Source organism: candidate division WOR-3 bacterium (assembly GCA_016934535.1).
In the GTDB taxonomy this organism is placed as follows: domain Bacteria; phylum SDB-A; class SDB-A; order SDB-A; family SDB-A; genus JAFGIG01.
The window spans coordinates 17,133-36,946 of sequence record JAFGSQ010000062.1 but is presented as its reverse complement, the minus strand read 5'-3'; the positions used below and the strand labels follow the sequence as shown (position 1 = coordinate 36,946).

Sequence of the window (19,814 nt, the reverse complement as noted above, 5' to 3'; positions counted from 1 at the left end):
GGACGGAAGAGACGAGAGAGGATCTCTTGTTTCATCGGGAACATATTTCTACAGGATAGTGGCCGGTTCGTTCCAGGACGCCAACAAGATAGTGGTAGTGAGATAAGAAAAAAGACTTTAACTTGAACTAAAGAGGGGAGCTGTGCTCCCCTCTTTTATTTTAAAATAGAAAGAAAAAGAAGATTTAACCACGAATGGACGCGAATTTGATTCAAAAGTATTGTTTTCAGACGGCAAGATTAAACTTGTTTTAATTAAAAACAGTCATTTATAAATGGACAAATTATTAAAAGATTGTAAAATTAAAAGAATAATTAAATAAGGAGGCAAAGTGAAATATTTATTACAAGTCCTTTTAATGATAATCATTACGACATCAACTGTAAATTCTCAGGCAATTTCTCAGACGAACAGACGGGACATCATGCGTTTGGATATCAGCAGATCTGACATTACAGGACTCGATATGAATTTTGTACTCGGATTTTTTGAAATCGCTGATTTTGAAGCCGATGGGATAATATACCAGGAAGTTTCAGCATCCGGCATAGTTCTTCCAGGAGAACCTGGAAAACCCGGTTTCCCTGCTTTTTCTAAGGTAATAGCCGTTCCAAAAGGCGCTGAAGTCATGTTAAATGTCAGCAGCGCTGAAACCGAGATATACGAAGGGGTATTGCCAGTTCCAGCTTTTGAGATTCCTTCAGACAACGATGATTCGCCCCTGCGTTACATACCAGATTCAGAAATTTATTTGGGAAATAAAACTTATCCTTCTCAAAACGTTTTCATTTCTGAAAAATGGAGCCTCAGAGGAGTTGATCTTGTCACAATAACAGTCATGCCCTTCAGCTGGAATTCTGAATCAGAAATACTCACGGTATATAACAAAATTGATTTTTCAGTTTCATTTTCCGGAGGACAAGGGAAAATCGGTGAAGACAGGCTGAGAACGCAAAATTGGGACAGAGTTTTGAGATCACTCATAATCAATTATTCCGATCTTCCAAAGATTGATTACGCCGCCAGAACCGCATTGGTTTCCAGTGATTCAAAAAATAATGCCGAGTTTATTATTTTAGTACCTGACGATTCGATATTCATTGTCTGGGCTGAAAGCATTAGAGATTTCAGAATCGAAGAGGGTATCATCACGCAAGTTTTCACACTGACTGACATAGGAGGATCGACTTCGACAATAATAGACAATTTTATAAGCGACGCCTACTACAACTGGACAATACCTCCTGAAGCCGTCCTGATTTTGTCGGATTATCCTGCCAGCGGAAAAGATTACGGGATAACTTCTCCCATGTATAACAGTTATTGCGTCTCGGATAACATTTACGCCGATGTAGACGGCGATAATCTGCCAGATATGGCAATAGGCAGAATATGCGCTCAGAATGAAGATCAGCTCAGGGAAATGATAACAAAGGATTTTGAACTCGAAAGAAATCCGACGACGGAAGCGCTTTTTTATGACAACCCCATATCCGCTTGCGGATGGCAGTACGAAAGATGGTTTCAGCTCTGCGCTGAAGTAATTTGGGGATTTTGGGATAAATCGCTTTCGAAAGATCCAGTGAGAGTTTACGCGATTTACCAGGCGCCGAATCCTGCGCCGGGCATGGCTTGGTCTTCGGCGGCATACACTTCTACGGTTGTAAATTACTTTAACGCGCTCGGATATATAGAAATGACTGTGCCTAACGGAATTAACTGGTACGGAACTGCGGCCGACATAGTGAACTCGGTCAACTCTGGTGCTTTTATGCTTCAGCACAGGGATCACGGAAGTGTGGACGGGTGGGGTGAGCCTGGTTTTAATATAAGCAACATAAATCAGCTTCAAAACCTTCCAAATAAATATCCTTTTGTGATGTCTACTAACTGCTTGACAGGAAAATACAATAACTCGAGCGAAGTTTTTGCCGAAAGATTTCACAGAATCACGGAAAAAGGCGCAGTGGGAGTAAACGCCGCCTCCGAAGTATCATATTCTTTTGTCAACGATGTCTACGCTTGGGGATTATATGATTATCTCTGGCCCTGGTTCGATCCCAATCAGGGGTCAGGCAGTGAAGCTGACGTCAGACCGGGATGGGCTATGATGTATGCCAAATATTATCTTAGTTATTCAAGCTGGTGCGGTTCAACATCAAAACCGGTAACTTATCATCTCATGCATCATTTTGGCGACCCTTACATGAGAATGTGTTCTGAAGTGCCCCAGCATCTCACAGTCACACACCCTGACGCAGTATTGGCAGGAGTTGATTCTTTCGCCGTTGAGGCTCCCGCAGGAAGCATTGTGGCGTTTTCCAGGGGGGCAAACGTGATCGGAAGGGGAGAAGGGACCGGATCGCTTGAATTTTACTCCATAGAACCTCAAAATGCAGGCGACACAATCAAGTTAGCCGTTATATCTCAGAATTTTTACAGATACACGAGAAAACTCATGGTCGTACCAGCCTCGTTACCTTTTGTAGTCTTTTCTCACATCAGTGACACGACGGGTGGAAACAGCAACGGACAGTTTAATCCCGGACAGACATATTCTCTCACGCTTCAGGTCTCTAATTGGGGCGGGGTCACCGCGCAAAATGTTTTGGGGTATCTGACAAGTTCCGACCCAAATGTTACAATTCTCAACGACACTGTAAATTACGGTTCAATTAACTCAATGGACACAACCCAGACAACGCAGACCCTGGGAATATTATTATCGAATTCAATCCCTGACAGCACTTCGGTGTTATTCGAGATTCGATGCTTCGATTCAAACGATTCTGAATGGACGAGTCAAGTAATTGTTATGTCGAACTCTCCTGACCTTTCAGTCTCATCTCTCGGGGGACCTGAAACAATCGAACCCGGAAACGACTTCAGAATTTCTGCCGGTCTGAAGAATTCTGGCTCCGGAACGGCTTATGAAATCGAATTTTCATGTGAAATTAATGACTCCTACTTTTCGGTTCCTGATTCGCATGCTTTAATAGACAGTCTGTTGAGCCAGGAAGAAGTGATTTTGGACAGTGCTTTCAGAATTATAGTTGCTCCATCGTGTCCCCAGGGACGTTTTGCGGAAATGATATTGACTGCCCGTTCTCAGGGAGGAATGGTTTTTTCAGACACATTTACGATTGGGGCTGGCGTCGCTTTTGCTGAAGATTTTGAGACGGGAGGGCCAACCTGGTCCCATTCCGGACCTTCGTCCTGGCACGTTACAGAGCATGCAAGCCACAGTCCGGTTAAATCCATGTATTGCGGCAACGAAAACTCATGGCAATATTCGAATTCTGTGGCCAATTCAAGAGTAATCTCCCCGGATCTTCATTACGTCAGCAACAGCGTTCTGTCCTTTTGGCATCGTTACGAAATGGCCAACAATTATGACAAAGTTCAGCTTCAATACAGCACAGACGGAGGAACGATCTGGACTCTGATAAATCCCGAAGAAGGCTATACGGGTGCCTGGGCTTACGCTCCTTACGATTCAATTTACACCGGTTCCCAGACCGCATGGCAGGAACAGAACATAAGGCTTTACGGAGAAGGTACGATGAAATTATCATGGCTTTTCTTCTCGAATCCGACGATATCCGCAGAAGGTTATTATTTTGACGATGTAACTCTGTCTCTTGGTTCGGGATTTGTGGGTGCCGAAGAAGAAGAGACTCCGGTGGAACGTGCGTATGTGTTTGCTATAAACAGAATATATCCCAATCCCATGAGAAACCGCGCGGTAATAGCTTACAGCATCGGAGAGGAATCAATGGTCAGCGTTTCTGTTTATGATGTTTCAGGAAGAATTGTCAGGACATTAGTCGATGCTGTCCTGAAGCCGGGCACTTACAGGTCCGAATGGGACGGCAGGGATGAATTCGGTCAATTCGTCGGAAGCGGGACGTATTTTTACAGAATGACAGCAGGATCTTTTAGTGCCGGAGAGAAACTTATTCTGATCAGATAATCAATTACCAAGGAGAAAATTTTGAAACTGATATTAGCCTCGGCGATTTTAACCCTTTTGACGTTTTCTTCAATTAATTCGGGGGTACTGAAATACAATCTATTTTTTGGGGATAATGATTATTCGATAAGGGAAATTGAAGGCAGAAGTATTATTGAAATGAGTGACGGTTTTGTGTCGGCTGAAAAAGGATCTCCTTCTCTTCCCGCGTTGAAACTCCAGTACAGTATCCCGACGGGTTCTGTAGTCAGGAAAGTTGAAACAATGGACGAGAATTGGTTGTACCTTGGCAATTACAGGATTTTCCCTTCCCAGGGATTCGTGAGAGCAGGTGAATATTTTACTTTCGTACCTGAAAATCCCGAAATATATTCAAAAGACGCGTTTACGCCGGATGCGACCATAGGGGGATTTTCAACCGGCAACAAATCCGGTTTTGCCATATGCGGTTTTGAATTGTGTCCGTTCAAGTTTAATCCAGTGACCGGAGAACTTTATTTTCTCAACGATTGTCAGGTCGTCATCCATTATGATGAAGGACTCGGAGAAAATATTTTCCTGACGGAAAATCAGTCACGGATTTTCATAAGAGACGTGGAAAATATTGTCGAAAATCCCTTGGACGCTGCAGCATTCAGGCCTTTGGTAAAGGAACTCAGGGATTCTGCGAACGAATACATAATAGTGACACCCCAGAACCTCGCCGGAGAATTCGATGAACTTCTGGAATGGAAGTCGAGAAAGGGATTTTCTTCTTCAGTCGTTTCTGCAGAATGGATTTATGCCAATTACAGCGGTTACGACAACATGGAAAAAATAAGGAACTTTATCCAGGACATGCATCAGAATCACGGTCTCATTTATTTAGTTCTGGCTGGGGATTACGACAATCTCGGAGCGAGAATAATCCCCATAAGGAATTACTCGACAACGGAAAATACGCCTGCCGACTTGTATTTTTCGGACGTTGTTCCTTACGCTTCGAACTGGGACGCCAATGGGAATCACATATACGGAGAATACAGCGGAGACGGCTGTGACTGGTACAGCGATGTATATGTTGGCAGGTTTCCACTCAATTCCGCTTCCGAAGTTCAAAGATGGACTGATAAAGTCATTGAGTACGAGAGAAATCCGTCAACCGGTTATCATGAAAGATCGCTCATGGCTGGAGCCGGTCTTTGGCCGAATGTAAATTATTACGGTAACAGAGTTTGCAATTACATCACCGACAACTGTCTTCCCGTCGCCTGGCAGCACAATAAAATGTATCAGACTGACACTTTGTCTTTTCCACAGGGTTTCCCGGATTCATTCAGTCAGGGTTATGCCTGGTGTCAGTTGGCTGGACACGGAAACATTGACGGAGTTTACTGGTACGAACCGGGAGGCGCAATGTTGAACGGTTCAACCGCTTCGACGACTACGAATGGCTCGAAACTCGGAGTAATACATTCCATGGCTTGCGAACCCGGATGGTTCGACAACAATGAATGTATGGGAGAAAAACTTTTTAACGCCGCAAACGGCGGAGCCATAGCCGTTCAGTTCAACGCAAGGTACGGCTGGGGCTCTCCTCCTTCTTTCGGCCCTTCCGAATGGCTTTGCATTTGGCTCGCGGAAGTTATTTTTGTAGATCAGACTTGGAACATTGGCGCTGCGCACGGTCTGAGCAAGGACAGAATGGTTCCGGGTATGAGTCAGGGGGAGCACTGGTGCGTCACTGAACTGAACCTTTTCGCGGACCCTGAGACTCCCATTTATTCAATGGAACCTTCGGGATTGAACGTATCAAATAATCCTGTTGTCAACCTCGGACCGGTTCAGTACACTGTGTCGGTTGTTTCCGCAAGAGGTCCTGTTTCAGGAGCTTTATGCTGTTTGTCCGATAAAGACGATCAGGATTTAAAATACCGCGCTTTCACGGATGCCTCAGGAAACGCCGTCATCAATTGTAATTTCGTATCAGCGACGGACGCAGTTTTGACGGTCACAGCGCAGGACTGCAGAGCTTTTTTGGACACGATAATCGTGACGAGTTCTTCGTCCTTCATAGCTTTCACAGGCATAGAAACCCTTCAGGGCGGTTATCAGAACGGCCAGATAAATACAGGCTGTAATTATTCAGTGAAGCTTAACGTGTCGAATTTCGGTTCGCAGACGGCAAACGGAGTCAGAGGAGTTTTGTCCTGTTCTGAGACGGGGATTGTCTTTTCTCCCGACACTATGATGTTCGGCGACATAAATCCTTTGGACACAACTTCGTCTTCGAACAGCGCGGCTTTTCAAGTTCACAACAACATTTTTGACGGAACAAATTTCGTCATCGATCTTGTCTGTTTTGACCAGAACGACAGTTCCTGGCAAAGCTCATTCGAGATATCAGTAAACTCGCCTGAGATTGATTTTACATATCTGAAAGGCCCTCAAACAGCGGGTCCGGGCGACACCATGCTTCTGACGCCTGTTATCAGAAACAACGGAAGCGCAGACGCTGTCAATCCCGCTGTCAAACTAAGATGTTCGAATCCTTATGCGACCGTCCTGGATTCCTCTGAAAACATTCAAAGCATTAATTCGGGATCAACAGTGGAATTATACAGGCAGTTTTCAATTTCAATATCCGAGAATTGCCCCGAACCTTCATACATAGATTTGGTGTTCGAACTTAAAACCGAAAGTCTCGATGTTTTTTACGACACATTCACTGTCTATATCGGGGACGCTTTCACAGAAGATTTCGAAGGAACCATAGCGGATTGGACTTTTTCCGGCCCTTCTTGCTGGCACGTCACACAGCATTCTTCGAACAGTCCTGTAAATTCGATGTACAGCGGTGTTGAGAATATATGGACTTACGCGAATTCAGTAGTGAATTCCAGGGTTGTCACTCCGACGCTGACCATATCGCGCGGAAGTGAATTAAGTTTCTGGCATAAATATGAGATATATGACAACAAGGACAAAGTTCAGGTCCAGATCTCGACAGACGCCGGTTCAACTTGGATACTTGTCAATCCGGTTCAGGGATACACGGGAAAATGGGCTTACGCTCCGTACGATTCGATATACACCGGCAGTCAATCCTCGTGGCAGAGACAGGATTTCGTGCTGGACTACGAGGGCGATGTCCTTTTGTGCTGGCTGTTTTTCTCAAATCCGGTCGACAACGCCGAAGGGTATTATTTCGACGACGTTTCCGTTGCGCTTTCATCGGGATTAACCGGCGCTGAAGAACCTGAAGTACCGGTATATAACGGAGGTTTTGAAGTATTCAGGGCGTACCCAAATCCGACGTTCGGCAGGATATTGATTTCTTATGCTTTGGGAAGTTTTTCGTTCGTCGAGGTTTCTGTTTACGATTTGACCGGAAGAGAAGTTATAAAATTGTACGAGGGAGAGCAAACACCCGGAAGATACGCCATAGAGTGGGACGGCAGAAACGACAGAGGCGAACTGGTTTCTTCCGGAACTTATTTTTACAGAGTGACCTCGGGAAACAGTTATTCAGGAGACAAATTCATAGTAGTCAGATGATTCATTGTTTTCTCTATTCGAACCGGCGATTTTATGACCTGCTTTTTGGGGAGGTTTTTTGAAGGAATACACTGATTACGCAGTAAAAAAAATTATTGAACTGTGCAAAATACCTAGCCCTTCAGGATTCACGAAAAACATAGAAAAGTATATTTTCGACGAATTGAGCGCTACGGGATTTGAATCAGTCTACACGAACAAGAAGTCTGTTATAACTAATATTGGCGGTTCAGGAGACTCTCTCGTTTTAGCCGCACACATAGACACGCTAGGCGCAATGGTACGCGCTTTAAAACCTAATGGAAGACTCAGGCTGACGAAGATAGGAGGATATCCCGAGAATTTCATCGAGGGTGAAAATTGCACCATTCACACACGTAACGGGAAATCTTTTCCGGGCACTGTTCAATTGATAAAATCATCCGTGCACGTCAACAGAAACGTCGGAGAAGTAAAAAGAGACGATTCAAATCTTGAAGTAGTCGTAGACGAAAAAGTAAAGAATAAAGAAGATCTTTGCGCTTTGGGTATAAAAGCAGGTGATTTTATCACTTTCGATCCGAGAACCGTGCAAACCGGGAGCGGTTTCATAAAAAGCAGACACCTTGACGATAAAGCGAGTACCGGGATTTTGCTGGCTCTTGCGAAATACGTCAAAGAAAAAAAAGTCACACCGGAAAGAAAAGTGTATTTGCTGTTCACTACTTTCGAAGAAGTTGGTCACGGAGCCTCTTCAGGATTGCCTGAAGACACCGTCGAGATGATCTCAGTAGATATGGGGGCGGTGGGAGATGACCTCGAGACCGACGAATTTAAAGTATCGATATGCGCGAAAGATTCGAGCGGACCATACGATTACGGAATTACATCTAAGTTGCTGGAAATTGCGAAGGAAAAAAATCTGAACTACGCGGTTGATATATATCCTTATTACGGTTCAGATGCTGACGCGGCTTTGCGTGCCGGATTCGACATTAGGCACGGACTGGTTGGTCCGGGGGTTTCAGCTTCGCATGGCTACGAAAGAACTCACATAGAGGGTATTGAAAATACTTTGACGCTTCTGAAAGAGTATATCACTTCTCCGGTTTGTCCTTAGGTTTTTTGAAGCCCTCAAAGGATTTTTTTAAAAACGCGATGACGCTTCCACCGGTCAGCATTCCAAGAAAATATACTATGATGACCTGAAAAGCCAAAGGCAAAGTTGTCTTCCACCCCAGAAAGGAAAGCGTCACGGTTTCTCTGTTTTGAACAGCGAACACGATGATTGTACAAAAAAACAATATTATTAGAACCAAGTACAAATATCTCATGGATACTCCTTTTCTTGTGTTTATATAATTAAACAAAACAATCGGTTTTTATGCAAATGCGATTTTGTTCGGTGCAAAGTTAAGAAGTCGGATTTTCTTTTTGCATGATATAATGTTTTTGAATGTTTTCATAAAATGGAGTTTATTATGCAGGATTTTGAAAAGTTGGGTCTTTTTTATTTGGGAAAAGAATTCGACACAAAAAATCAAAAAACTACGGACGGTTTTTTACTGTACGATTCAAGAGATTTAGTAACGCATGCCGTATGCCTTGGAATGACAGGAAGCGGGAAAACAGGATTGTGCGTGACGCTGCTTGAAGAAGCAGCCATTGACGGCATACCTGCGCTGGTGATCGATCCGAAGGGAGACATCTCAAATCTTCTACTCACTTTTCCCGATTTGAAAACCGAAGATTTTTTACCTTGGATAAATTATGACGAGGCCAGAAAAGAACAAATGACAGAAAAAGATTTTGCTGAAAAGCAGGCGGACGTTTGGAGAAAAGGCATTTCAGAATGGGGGCAGAATCCTGAAAGAATCAAACTCTTGAAAGATTCAGCGGAGTTCAGAATATATACGCCGGGAAGCAGTGCCGGTTATCCGGTTTCTTTTCTGAAATCTTTTCAGGCACCAGGCGAAAAAACAGCATCCGACCGTGAATTTCTCGCAGAAAAGATTAATTCCACGGTCACGGGACTTTTAAATCTCGTCGGTATTGAAGCAGATCCTTTGAACAGCAGAGAACACATTCTTTTAACAAACATATTCGATTATTATTGGAGTAATAAAGAGGACATGAGCCTGGAAACAATTATTAGGTCCATTCAAAAACCTCCGATGACGAACGTCGGCGTAGTGAGTGTTGAATCTTTTTTCCCTTCCAAAGACAGGTTTGCACTGTCGATGAAGTTCAACAACATTCTGGCTTCGCCGGTTTTTTCCGCTTGGACGCAAGGCAACCCTCTGGAAATTGAAAAATATCTGTACGGACAGAACGGAAAACCGCGCGTGAGTATTTTTTCGATATCTCATCTCAATGATTCAGAAAGAATGTTTTTTGTTTCTCTTTTTCTGACCAGCCTTCTTGAGTGGACCAGATCGCAGGAAGGCACATCCAGTTTGAGAGTAATATTTTACATGGACGAGGTATTTGGATATTTTCCCCCCGTGGCGAATCCTCCGTCCAAACCGCCATTGATGTCTTTGCTGAAACAAGCTCGCGCTTTCGGCCTGGGAGTGGTTTTGGCGACTCAAAATCCCGCGGACATTGATTACAAAGGTCTGTCAAACATAGGCACATGGTTTATTGGAAAACTTCAAACTGCGAGAGATAAGGAAAAACTGCTCGAAGGTCTTGAAAGTTCGGCTTCGGATTTTCAGATGACAAAAAACGAGATATCGAACCTGATATCCGGCATAGGCAAAAGGGTCTTTTTGATGAGAAATATTCACGAAGAAAAACCCAAACTTTTTAAGACGAGATGGGCGCTTTCGTATCTCAGAGGTCCGATAACGAAAGAACAGATAAAAATTTTATCGCCGAAGGAAGAAACTCCTGTCAGGACTGAAGACAATTTACCTGAGCCGGCAGCCGTCGATTCTGTCGAATCAGTTTCAGCTCACTCCAAACCGTTCATTCCCGAAAGCATAAAAGAGTATTTTATTCCGCTCGGCGAAAGCGTATCCGAGTCAGGCAAATTGGTTTACAGACCCGTAATTCTTTCGATCGGAAGATTGTTTTTTAAAGAGGAAAAATCCGAAGAAACTCACGAAAAAAAATGCATTATTGTCGCTCCTTTTTCAAATATCAATCAAGGACCAGAAATTGAATCTATCAAAGAGATGAAGTTGAATTTAAAAGATCTCAATGACAAACCGTACAAAGAAGACGCGGAGTTTTCCAGTGTCCCGCCAGAAGCTTTTAATGCCAAATTCTTTTCAGTTTCGGAAAAAGCAATCAAAGACTGGGCTCAGAGGAACGTCTTTGCCGAGATAAAACGAATTCCTACTCTGGGGGAAGTGTCCGGTATCGATGAGGACGAAAGAGATTTCAGAATAAGAATGATTCAACACCTTCGTGAAAAAAGAGACGAAGAAGTCGAAAAACTCAGATCGAAATACGCTTCAAAAATGACTAAGCTTGAAGAAAGAGAAAGAAAGGCATTGCATGTATTTGAGAAAAAAAAGGACGAAGTGTCTGATCAAAAATCACAATCGGCGATTTCATTCGGTTCCACATTTATCGGTGCATTTTTGGGAGGCAGGAGAATCAGCGCTTCAAATTTGAGCAGAGCCGCATCCTCAGTGAGAAGCGTTTCAAGAGTGACAAAAAAAAACAAAGAGGCTGGCAGGGCTAAAGAAAACTATGAAAAGATACTGGCCGAAAAAAAATCTCTGAACACCGATCTTGAGAATGATATTTCGATTTTACAGAAAAAATTCGATTCTTCGGAACTTGAGGTGGTGAGAGAGAAAATTTTTCCGAAAAAGAAAGACATTTTCATAGATTTGACTTGCCTGGCCTGGGAACCGACTAAATAAATCCGAGTGATTTTGCGCTTTCATAACCAATGTCCTTGAAGGATCATTGTGAATGAACATGGGATATAACAGGAAAGTGCTTAATCAGAGTCGAGGACGTCCCTGATTTTTCTGGCCAGTTTCTCCTCTGAAAAAGCTTTTTGAATGAAATTCGTCCCGTTTTCGAATCCCTCTTTCACAGGAATGTGTCCGTTGGGATATCCGGAACAGAACAGAAATTTAACTTTTGGATTTTTTTCGGCGATTATATTTGATAATTCTTTGCCGTTCATTACAGGCATGATGATGTCTGTCAGCACAAGATCTACCGCGTAGTCTGACGATTCGAGAAGTTTTAGAGCAGTTTCTCCGTTCTTGGCTTCGAGCACTGTGTAACCAAGCTTTTTAAGTAATATAAAAGAAAAATTTCTGATGCATTCGTTGTCGTCTACGATAAGAATTGTTTCATTCCCGCCTTTGATATTTGTATTTTTTATGGAAGTTTTCAGGTGTTTTCCGTTAGAGACAGGCCAATAAATTTTTAATGTAGTTCCGTGATCCTTTTCGCTGTATACGCTTATGCCCGCATGGTTTTGTTTCACTATCCCGTATATGATGGAAAGCCCCAGACCGCATCCTTTACCCTTTTCTTTCGTCGTGAAAAAAGGCTCGAAAATCCTCTGAATCACATCTTCCGGCATACCGATGCCTGTATCGCTGATTGAGATCTGGATATAATCCCCTTCAGTTATGCCTATGTGCATCATTGAGTAAGATTCATCGAGCCAGATGCCTTTCGTCTCAATTATGATTCTCTTTTCGCCGTCATGTTTTTGTAATATGGCGTCTCTGGCATTCACAGTCAGATTGATTAGTATTTGTTCCAGCTGAAGAGGATCTGCTTTGATCGGTTCAATGTCAGCGGAAAGCCTGAGTTCTATCTCTATGTCACTGCCGACCAGATGGCTCGTCATCTCCTTGAAATTTCTTATCGACTCGTTAAGGTCTAGAAATACGGGCGAGAAGTCCTGTTTTCGGCTGAAAGTGAGCAGTCTGTTTGTCAGGTCAGAAGCTTTTCTGCATGAATCCTTTATAAACATCAATTCCTGATTTACCGCTTCTCCGGAATCGATCTTCATGTTGATGATCTCGGCTAAATTGGTTATTACAGAAATTATGTTCCTAAAATCATGTGCCATATCACCTGCGAGAGTGCCGATTGAGTCAAGTTTCTGAACTTGAGCCAGCTGCTGATTGAGCTGGCGGATTGCTGTGACGTCTTCCTTTACCGAGAAAAATCTGATTATTTCGCCTTTGTCGTTTTTGACAGGCGCAATGGTCGCCGATTCCCAATATGTGTCGCCGTTTTTCTTTTTATTTTTGAATTCTCCCTTCCACGTCCTTCCCGAGTTAATAGTGTCCCATAGCTCCTTGTATTCAATTTCATCGGTTTCGCCGGTTTTAAGAAATTTCGGATTCTTGCCGACGGATTCTTCAAGAGAATACCCTGTAACTTCAGTAAATTTTGGGTTGACGTATTCTATTGAACCGTTTTTGTCGGTTATCATGATCAGGGTCGGGCTTTGCTCGACAGCGTGAGAGAGCATCAGAACATTTTCTTCTGTCAATTTCTGCTGAGTTATGTCTCTGCATACGGATACCGACAAAGAATCTTCGCCTCGATTGAGAAGCGTGGTAAGAGCTTCCACCCAATACCGGGTTCCGTCTTTTTTTGTCTTTTCGTCCGTGTAAAGAACAGGGATGCCTTTGGAGAGATTTTCCATGAATTCCGGAATCGATTCTTTGTCAGCTACTCTGACGGACGGGTCTGAAAGTACGTTTTTTTCTATTATTTCATCTTTGGTGTATCCAGTTTGGGATTCGGCGGATTTGTTTGCGTCAACAATCAATCCGCTGTTTTCTCCTCCTATCTTACTCAATATCACGGCGTCTGGGAGGTTTTCGAAGAGGAGCTTGAATTTATTTTCCGACTCTTTCAGTTCACTCTCTGCTTTTTTCAGGTCAGTTATGTCCCATACGACCACTATGCTCGATTTCTTGTTTTTAAATGTTATAGGAAAAGAGGCGACTTCGACGTCAATTTCTCTTCCGTCGAGTCTGAGAAATTTCTCCACAATTGGATCAGAATGTTTATCATGTTCCTGGGCGAGTTTAATTCTTTCCGAGACTATCTGTCTGAAATCAGTATGAACAAAGCTGAAAACCGGACGTCCTATAAGATCATCCGGTGATTTTGCCGCTGTCAAAAAGGCGGCTCTTTTGTTAGCGTATATGATTTTTCCTTCCGAATGAATAGCTATAGCAGCCGGATTGAATTCGATGAGCCTCATGTAATCGTTCTCGATTTTCTCAATACGGGAAGATAAAATTCTGCTTTTCTTTTTTGCTTTCGGTGAAGACTTGTTTTTATCCAGGCATTTTGTAATTCTGCCTACCAATTCAGCAGGTTTAAAGGGAGCCAATATGAAATCGTCGATTGTACCAAGATCAGGGGTTACGTCAACTGTTTGTTTCTCTGATGCGAGAATAAAAATAAGCGACGTCGATCTCAATTTGGCGTTCAATTTAAACTTTCTGAAGGAAGAAGCGTTTTTTGCTCCTCTTTCGTAAGCACTGAAAATCACCAGATCTGGTTTAATCTTTTCCGATATGGCGATGCATTTTGGCCTGTCCTTGGAAACTTGGACTGAAAAGCCTTGGTTTTCAAGCGTTTTTATGATTTTAGATGAAGATTTTTTACCGTCAGTAAAAAAGAGAACAAGAGGATGTTTTTTTTTCGTTTTAATTTTTTTTTTCATAACAACAACATGCACAACTGTTAAATGTTTAATAGGGAATGCGGTAAATTAAAGTTCATTCTATCAAATATTCCCGGTTTTGAAAAGAAAAATTAAAATAGCATGAATCGCTAAAGGTAAAGGTAATTATCGTAAATAGCAAGTATTCACTGAGGAAACGTGGATTGTGTCAATAAAATTAAGAATAAATTTTTACAATTTTATGCCACAGCCGAAATAAAACAGGTTTCTCGTCTCTTCCCGGCTATTGATGCGTTTTAAATGACCTGCTTCGAAACAAAAGAACATGACGATAGATTCCAGTTCGGTATTCAAGTAGTACGAATGCATTACGATGTGCTCGGATAAGCCGTATGAGTAAAGAAGTTTGACGGCTAAATTGGTTCCTGTCGTGCCCAAAGATCTTGTAAATAAGCCGTATCCAAGGCCAATACCCGCGGCTCTATACCCTGCATTTATTGAGAGGAATGGTCCGTCCATTATACTGTAATTGACTATATACGGCCACGAGAGTTTGACTGTTCTAGGAATATAAAGATTTATCTCAGCATTTATTCCGATTTTTTCGTTATACGTCAAGGCGATGTTATATGGGAAAACTCTTTTGTATACGAATTCCGGTTCCTCAGCTGGCAAATCAGATGTTATTGCATGAGCCGGCAGGGACACAACAAATAATATTGTCGCTGCAAGATGCTTATGATTTGTGAAATTTTTTGTAAATCCAGTCATTTTTTTCTTTTTCCAATCCGCTTGCAAAGCTATTATACTTGAAAGTGCAAAAAGAAAAATCTTTTTTTCAAGGGTTGAAAAATCCCTCAATTTCTGATATTATCGAACGCAATTTTCCCGAAACATTGTACGGAATAAAAAGCGCAATACAAAAGGAGCTCAAATGTCATTCAATTTGCGGAACAGGAATTTTCTTAAACTTCTCGATTTTACTCAGGAAGAAATAAAGTACCTGCTTGACCTTTCATTTTACCTGAAAAGAGCGAAAATTGCCGGTTGTGAACAGCAGAGACTTAAAGGAAAAAAGATCGCCCTGATTTTCGAAAAAGCTTCGACGCGGACAAGATGCGCTTTCGAAAGCGCCGCATTCGATCAAGGCGCTTGCGTCACCTATCTCGGACCCGAAGGCTCTCACATGGGTAAAAAGGAGAGCATAAAAGACACTGCAAGGGTTTTGGGAAGGATGTTCGACGGAATAGAATACAGGGGTTTTGGACAAAACATAGTGGAAACTCTCGCCAAATATTCTAACGTTCCGGTTTGGAACGGATTGACCGATGAATTTCATCCGACACAGGTACTCGCTGATTTCATGACGATGATCGAACATAACGAAAAACCTCTGCACAAAATGTCGCTTTGCTTTCTTGGAGACACCAGAAACAACGTTTCGAATTCTCTGATGGTTGGATCTGCAAAAATGGGAATTGATTTCCGGGCTGCCGGTCCTAAAGACAGACACCCTGATGAAAAACTGTTGAAACAATGCCGAGAACTGGCGGGAGAAAATGGAGCAAAGATATCCGTGACCGAGGATCCCGAGGAAGCGGTCAAGGGGGCGGATTTTCTTTACACGGATGTTTGGCTCTCAATGGGTGAATCCGAAGACTTGTGGAGAGACAGGATAAAAAAGATGCTACCCTATCAGGTGAACAAGACTCTCGTCGAAAAAACAGGGAACAAAAATGTTCGTTTTTTGCATTGCCTTCCTTCTTTTCACAATAGGGAAACTTCACTCGGAGAAAAGATATTCAAGGAATACAATCTCGACGGTCTTGAAGTCACAGAGGAAGTATTTGAATCTGCTGCTTCCGTCGTTTTCGATGAGGCAGAAAACAGAATGCATACAATAAAAGCAGTAATGGTAGCTTCTTTAGGGGATTAATGATTACTGAGAATAATCTGCGCGGCGGGGCGTAAGTCACGCCGCGCTTTTGTTTGCAAAGGTTCTGTTCCTGTAAAAAAGAGTGATATCGGTCAGGACCATAAGAGCATTTAACGCGTAAAGAAACGTAATTTTGTCCGGCACTGCCAGTATCTTGTGAGTTATCCCGCAAAGATATCCGATAAAAATTATCCAAAGGAAAGGGAGGCTTTTCCCTTCGTTATTTTTGGACGAGAACGATTTCCAAATGGAAAACGGCCAAGCTGAGCCGAAACAGACAAGCATGACCCCTTCAAATATCTGAGGCATTTCATACCGCCGTCTTGTCCGCTTCGTCAGACAAAACGCAGCCGAATTTTTCGATGAGATAATTGTCCAGTTCGTCGGCTTTCAAAGATATTTCCAGGATGTTTTTCATTATTTTTTCCGAAAAACTTGAATTGATGTCGGTGAGATGAATTCTGTAAGATACGTATATAATTCCTTTGTCAACTCCGAGATAAAATGGAAGCGCCGGATTGCTGAGTATGTATTTGTATAACTCCGTGAGATTTTCCTGGGGCAGTTTGACAAGAGGGCAGGTTGCTATCAGGTAATTTGTTCTGTAGACGAATATCCTCAAAAGAGCGCTGCCTTTGTGAAATTCCCAGAATTCATAGCCGTTTCTCGCGAGGATCGGATCTATTCCCATTGTTTGAATTGTTTTTTCTATAAACAATGATAAAGCGCTCATCGGAGTTTTGCCGAACAGTTTTTTCGCGTCAAGCTTGGCGCCGCAATTTTCACAGTATTCGTCTTCCTGTTCAAGCAGGAAACTGCACGACGGGCATTTGACCGAATACTTATGGGGCATTTTCTTTTCAAAAACCTCGAGCTCTTTCATAATGATGTCCGCCGGGAGTGAAAAACCCATGTTTTCAGCTTCTTTGAATTTGCAAGTAGTGATCCCGATTATTTTACCTTCCGGTAAAACCATTGGTCCGCCGCTGTTGCCGGGATTTATCGCGGCGTCTGTCTGTATGTAGCATTGACCGTTGACTAGTTGATTCATGTTAGAGATTATCCCTTCTGTTACCGTGAAAGGAAAACCGAACGGATAGCCGAGAACTAGAACCTTGTCCATATTTTTAAGATTTCCGGTACTTGAAAAATTGATTTCAGGAGACGGAATTTCGCGCGAAGGCTTGAGAAAAGCGAGGTCGTATTTCGGAGAGATTAGAATGACATCGGCTTTGAAAGGCTTTTTGTCGGAATTTTCGACAGAGACTTCTCTCTCTCCGTCAATCACGTGGTGATTCGTTATTATTACACCGTGCTTTTTTGAAAAGAACCCTGATCCGCTTCCTTTTGAAGTCTTGATTTTATAAACCAGATTGAAGATTTCATTTATGTCTGCCATTTTTTCCTCCGTAGATTACTGAGAATTCATTACTTTTGTCATCGATTTGAAAAGTTCTTCAGCGGCTGTTTTCCAATCTTTTCCCGAAGAATTTTTCAAACCTTGATTAAGTGTTTCTTCTATGTTTTTAGGAACAAGAAACCTGTAGTATAAATTGTATATGTCGTAAAGAAGGAATATAACTGCGCTCAAGTGCGCAGAAGAAGCCATGTCTTTTTCAGCGTTGTTGTAGTAATTTTCAAGTTGTTTTTTGACAACTGGCAAAGTGGCGTGTTTTCTCACAGAAATTAAGAACTCAGTTTTGTACGTTGAATCTGCGAATTTTTCATATGAAATTGATCCAAGGTTTTCAAAAAAACTGTACGCGTGTTCCAATTTTTCTGCCGGGGGGATTTTTGCGTAGGATTCATTTATTGCTTTTTCTATTTCTGTTCTCAAAAACCCCTGAAGAGAAAAAATGTAATCTAATTTCATCATCGAAATGAGTGCAGATTCAACTCCGATGTCGAACCATCTTTTTTCTTTGAAATATGTAAGAAAATCAAGACTTTCCTTAACATGCAGTTTGAACTTTTCGAAATAATCCTTGAGTTCCTTGTCGGAATAGCGAGTGAATTTTGGAGTGTATATCCTCTGAGTCTGAAATTTTTCTATGAAGAGGTCGTCGTAATGATCAGCGTTAATGCATATTTCATAAAGAATGTCGTAAAGTTTATAAGGCTCACACAATTCAAGGGGAAGTTTTATCCTGAAAAACAGCTTGTCTTCTTCAAGGACGATTTGAGTTAAAAAAAGAACTGAGAAGTTTATTTCTGCGATCTGCCTGAGCAAGGCGTTTACTTTTTTCTCAGGTACACTCAAAAACGGGGCGTTTATATCCAGTTCTTTGTCGGTGAGTTTAAGTTTTATGACAATGGAACCGTGGGGAATGTCGAATTCGTCTTTATTTTTATTTCCGTGTTTTTTTACAACTTCAGGGTCCAGGTAATTCAGGAAATTTATTACAGTTTCCCTGAAATTCTTTTTGTTGAAAGAATCCAGGGTGACTTGCCATCTGTCCGTAAAATCGGTGAGTCCGATCAAGCCTCCTATAGGTTTTTCAAAAAGGTACGAATTGTTCATTTTACCTCCGTTTTGAGTTTTTTATTCCGGTTTTCTTACTCATATCCGCCAGGGTCACGTTCAATGAATATTACGGCTTTGCCTTCGCGGAATGATACTTCTATAATATCTGAAATCATGTGATTGCTCAATCCCCTGCTTCCTGGGTCAACATCGCAGTCGTCGAGTTCGTATTTGAATCCTTTCATCGTCAGCCCTTTCAAAGAATCGCCGAAAGCGAAAATTGAGAACATCTGTTTCTCAAACGCTTTTTGAAGGCGATAAGAGCAAGGACCTGAAAGGGCTGTTATTGTCCAGTGATCGTCGAGAATCTCTATTGTTTCCGTTTTTTTAAAGAGCAAAGAGATGTTGGAAAAAAGATGATCCGGTCTCTTGCCGAGGGCGTTAATAAGTACAATTTTACTTGGTTTTTTGGAAAGGGCGAAATCTACCGCGAGCTCAGAGTCGCTTTGGTCTTTTTCGGCGGGTGCTAATATTGTGATTGTTTTTTCGGGTATATCTCCAAAAGTTGTAGAATCCATGTCTCCTATGAAAAAGTCCGGTTCTATTCCGTATTCTCTGAGTATGTCGTAGCCGCCGTCTGCGGCGATGAGTAAATCGGAGTCTGACATCTCATTTATCGCGTCTTCTCTTTTCGTTTTTTCTCCGGCGAGGGATATGCAGATTTTCATCGGATCAGGGATGCAGATGATATTTCATCCGCGACGGTTTTGTTTTTAATTTTTTCTATAATGGAAAGTGCAAATTCAAAAGCGGTTCCGGGACCCTGGCTCGTCACAATGTTCCCGTCGATAAAGATGCGGGATTTCTGGTAAAATCCGCCGTTTATGCTGTTTTTAACCGAAGGATGAGAAGTGTATTTTCTGTTCTCCAATATCCCCGCTCGATCCAATATTACTGGAGCCGCGCATATTGCGCATATAGGTTTATTATCGCGGTCAAAAATCCTCACTGTATCCAATATCGCTTCGGATTCGGCCAATGCATTGACCGCTTTCAAACCGCCTGGTAGAACCAGAAGATCGAATTTTCCAGCAGATGCCGGATCAAACACGGAATCTGTTTTCAGTACGACGCCGTGCCCTCCTATAACTGTATCGTAATTGAAACCGGTGACCTCAATTTCAATTCCTGCTCTGCGAAAAAGATCAATAACAGTTACCGCTTCGATTTCCTCGAAACCATCCGCGATAATAATCATCGTTTTCAACGCGGCACCCCTTTTTATCGA

General features: G+C 42.3%; 13 protein-coding genes. 5 read left to right on the top strand and 8 right to left on the bottom strand.

Going from position 1 to position 19,814, the window contains the following annotated elements:
- Positions 1-331 precede the first annotated feature (331 nt).
- From JXL83_09155 to JXL83_09145, 3 genes are read left to right on the top strand one after another with little or no spacing between them, the layout of a single operon-like run.
- Positions 332-3,973 (top strand): T9SS type A sorting domain-containing protein, encoded by a 3,642-nt coding sequence (locus JXL83_09155; GenBank protein MBN2364286.1) that lies wholly within the window; start codon positions 332-334, stop codon positions 3,971-3,973.
- 21 nt (positions 3,974-3,994) lie between these two features.
- Positions 3,995-7,510, top strand: a complete 3,516-nt coding sequence (locus tag JXL83_09150; protein ID MBN2364285.1) for a T9SS type A sorting domain-containing protein — start codon at positions 3,995-3,997, stop codon at positions 7,508-7,510.
- A 58-nt stretch (positions 7,511-7,568) separates the two neighbouring features.
- Positions 7,569-8,609 carry a M42 family metallopeptidase gene (locus JXL83_09145; protein ID MBN2364284.1) on the top strand — a complete coding sequence of 347 codons (1,041 nt, stop codon included), beginning with the start codon at positions 7,569-7,571 and terminating at the stop codon, positions 8,607-8,609.
- Here the strand turns inward: JXL83_09145 and JXL83_09140 are convergent.
- Complete coding sequence (locus JXL83_09140) at positions 8,587-8,823, bottom strand: DUF1049 domain-containing protein (GenBank protein MBN2364283.1); 237 nt, start codon at positions 8,821-8,823, stop codon at positions 8,587-8,589. The two genes, JXL83_09145 and JXL83_09140, sit on opposite strands and share 23 nt — an antisense overlap.
- A 147-nt stretch (positions 8,824-8,970) precedes the next feature.
- Between JXL83_09140 and JXL83_09135 the strand changes: the two genes are divergently transcribed.
- Entirely contained in the window at positions 8,971-11,367 is a 2,397-nt protein-coding gene (locus JXL83_09135; protein MBN2364282.1) for an ATP-binding protein, read from the top strand.
- An 80-nt stretch (positions 11,368-11,447) separates the two neighbouring features.
- Here the strand turns inward: JXL83_09135 and JXL83_09130 are convergent, their stop codons facing one another.
- Positions 11,448-14,165 (bottom strand): PAS domain S-box protein, encoded by a 2,718-nt coding sequence (locus tag JXL83_09130; GenBank protein MBN2364281.1) that lies wholly within the window; start codon positions 14,163-14,165, stop codon positions 11,448-11,450.
- A gap of 192 nt (positions 14,166-14,357) precedes the next feature.
- Complete coding sequence (locus JXL83_09125) at positions 14,358-14,897, bottom strand: hypothetical protein (GenBank protein ID MBN2364280.1); 540 nt, start codon at positions 14,895-14,897, stop codon at positions 14,358-14,360.
- 163 nt (positions 14,898-15,060) lie between these two features.
- On the opposite strand from JXL83_09125, the gene argF reads away from it, so the two are divergent.
- Positions 15,061-16,062 carry an ornithine carbamoyltransferase gene (gene argF, locus JXL83_09120; GenBank protein MBN2364279.1) on the top strand — a complete coding sequence of 334 codons (1,002 nt, stop codon included), beginning with the start codon at positions 15,061-15,063 and terminating at the stop codon, positions 16,060-16,062.
- Between the two features lie 36 nt (positions 16,063-16,098).
- Here the strand turns inward: argF and JXL83_09115 are convergent, their stop codons facing one another.
- The 5 genes from JXL83_09115 to JXL83_09095 are packed head-to-tail and all read right to left on the bottom strand — an operon-like array spanning position 16,099 to position 19,793.
- Positions 16,099-16,371 (bottom strand): hypothetical protein, encoded by a 273-nt coding sequence (locus JXL83_09115; protein ID MBN2364278.1) that lies wholly within the window; start codon positions 16,369-16,371, stop codon positions 16,099-16,101.
- A gap of 1 nt (position 16,372) precedes the next feature.
- Entirely contained in the window at positions 16,373-17,461 is a 1,089-nt protein-coding gene (locus tag JXL83_09110; GenBank protein MBN2364277.1) for a trypsin-like peptidase domain-containing protein, read from the bottom strand.
- 15 nt (positions 17,462-17,476) lie between these two features.
- Positions 17,477-18,583, bottom strand: a complete 1,107-nt coding sequence (locus tag JXL83_09105) for a hypothetical protein (protein ID MBN2364276.1) — start codon at positions 18,581-18,583, stop codon at positions 17,477-17,479.
- A 35-nt stretch (positions 18,584-18,618) separates the two neighbouring features.
- Complete coding sequence (locus JXL83_09100; protein MBN2364275.1) at positions 18,619-19,254, bottom strand: thiamine diphosphokinase; 636 nt, start codon at positions 19,252-19,254, stop codon at positions 18,619-18,621.
- Complete coding sequence (locus JXL83_09095) at positions 19,251-19,793, bottom strand: DJ-1/PfpI family protein (GenBank protein ID MBN2364274.1); 543 nt, start codon at positions 19,791-19,793, stop codon at positions 19,251-19,253. Before JXL83_09095 ends, JXL83_09100 begins: the two co-directional genes overlap by 4 nt.
- Positions 19,794-19,814: the final 21 nt, after the last annotated feature.

Excerpts from the sequence above, each read along its gene's own strand:
- JXL83_09140 (MBN2364283.1), bottom strand. The coding sequence starts at position 8,823 with ATGAGATATTTGTACTTGGTTCTAATAATATTGTTTTTTTGTACAATC.
- JXL83_09135 (MBN2364282.1), top strand. The coding sequence starts at position 8,971 with ATGCAGGATTTTGAAAAGTTGGGTCTTTTTTATTTGGGAAAAGAATTC.
- JXL83_09130 (MBN2364281.1), bottom strand. The coding sequence starts at position 14,165 with ATGAAAAAAAAAATTAAAACGAAAAAAAAACATCCTCTTGTTCTCTTT.
- JXL83_09125 (MBN2364280.1), bottom strand. The coding sequence starts at position 14,897 with ATGACTGGATTTACAAAAAATTTCACAAATCATAAGCATCTTGCAGCG.
- argF (MBN2364279.1), top strand. The coding sequence starts at position 15,061 with ATGTCATTCAATTTGCGGAACAGGAATTTTCTTAAACTTCTCGATTTT.
- JXL83_09115 (MBN2364278.1), bottom strand. The coding sequence starts at position 16,371 with ATGCCTCAGATATTTGAAGGGGTCATGCTTGTCTGTTTCGGCTCAGCT.
- JXL83_09110 (MBN2364277.1), bottom strand. The coding sequence starts at position 17,461 with ATGGCAGACATAAATGAAATCTTCAATCTGGTTTATAAAATCAAGACT.
- JXL83_09105 (MBN2364276.1), bottom strand. The coding sequence starts at position 18,583 with ATGAACAATTCGTACCTTTTTGAAAAACCTATAGGAGGCTTGATCGGA.
- JXL83_09100 (MBN2364275.1), bottom strand. The coding sequence starts at position 19,254 with ATGAAAATCTGCATATCCCTCGCCGGAGAAAAAACGAAAAGAGAAGAC.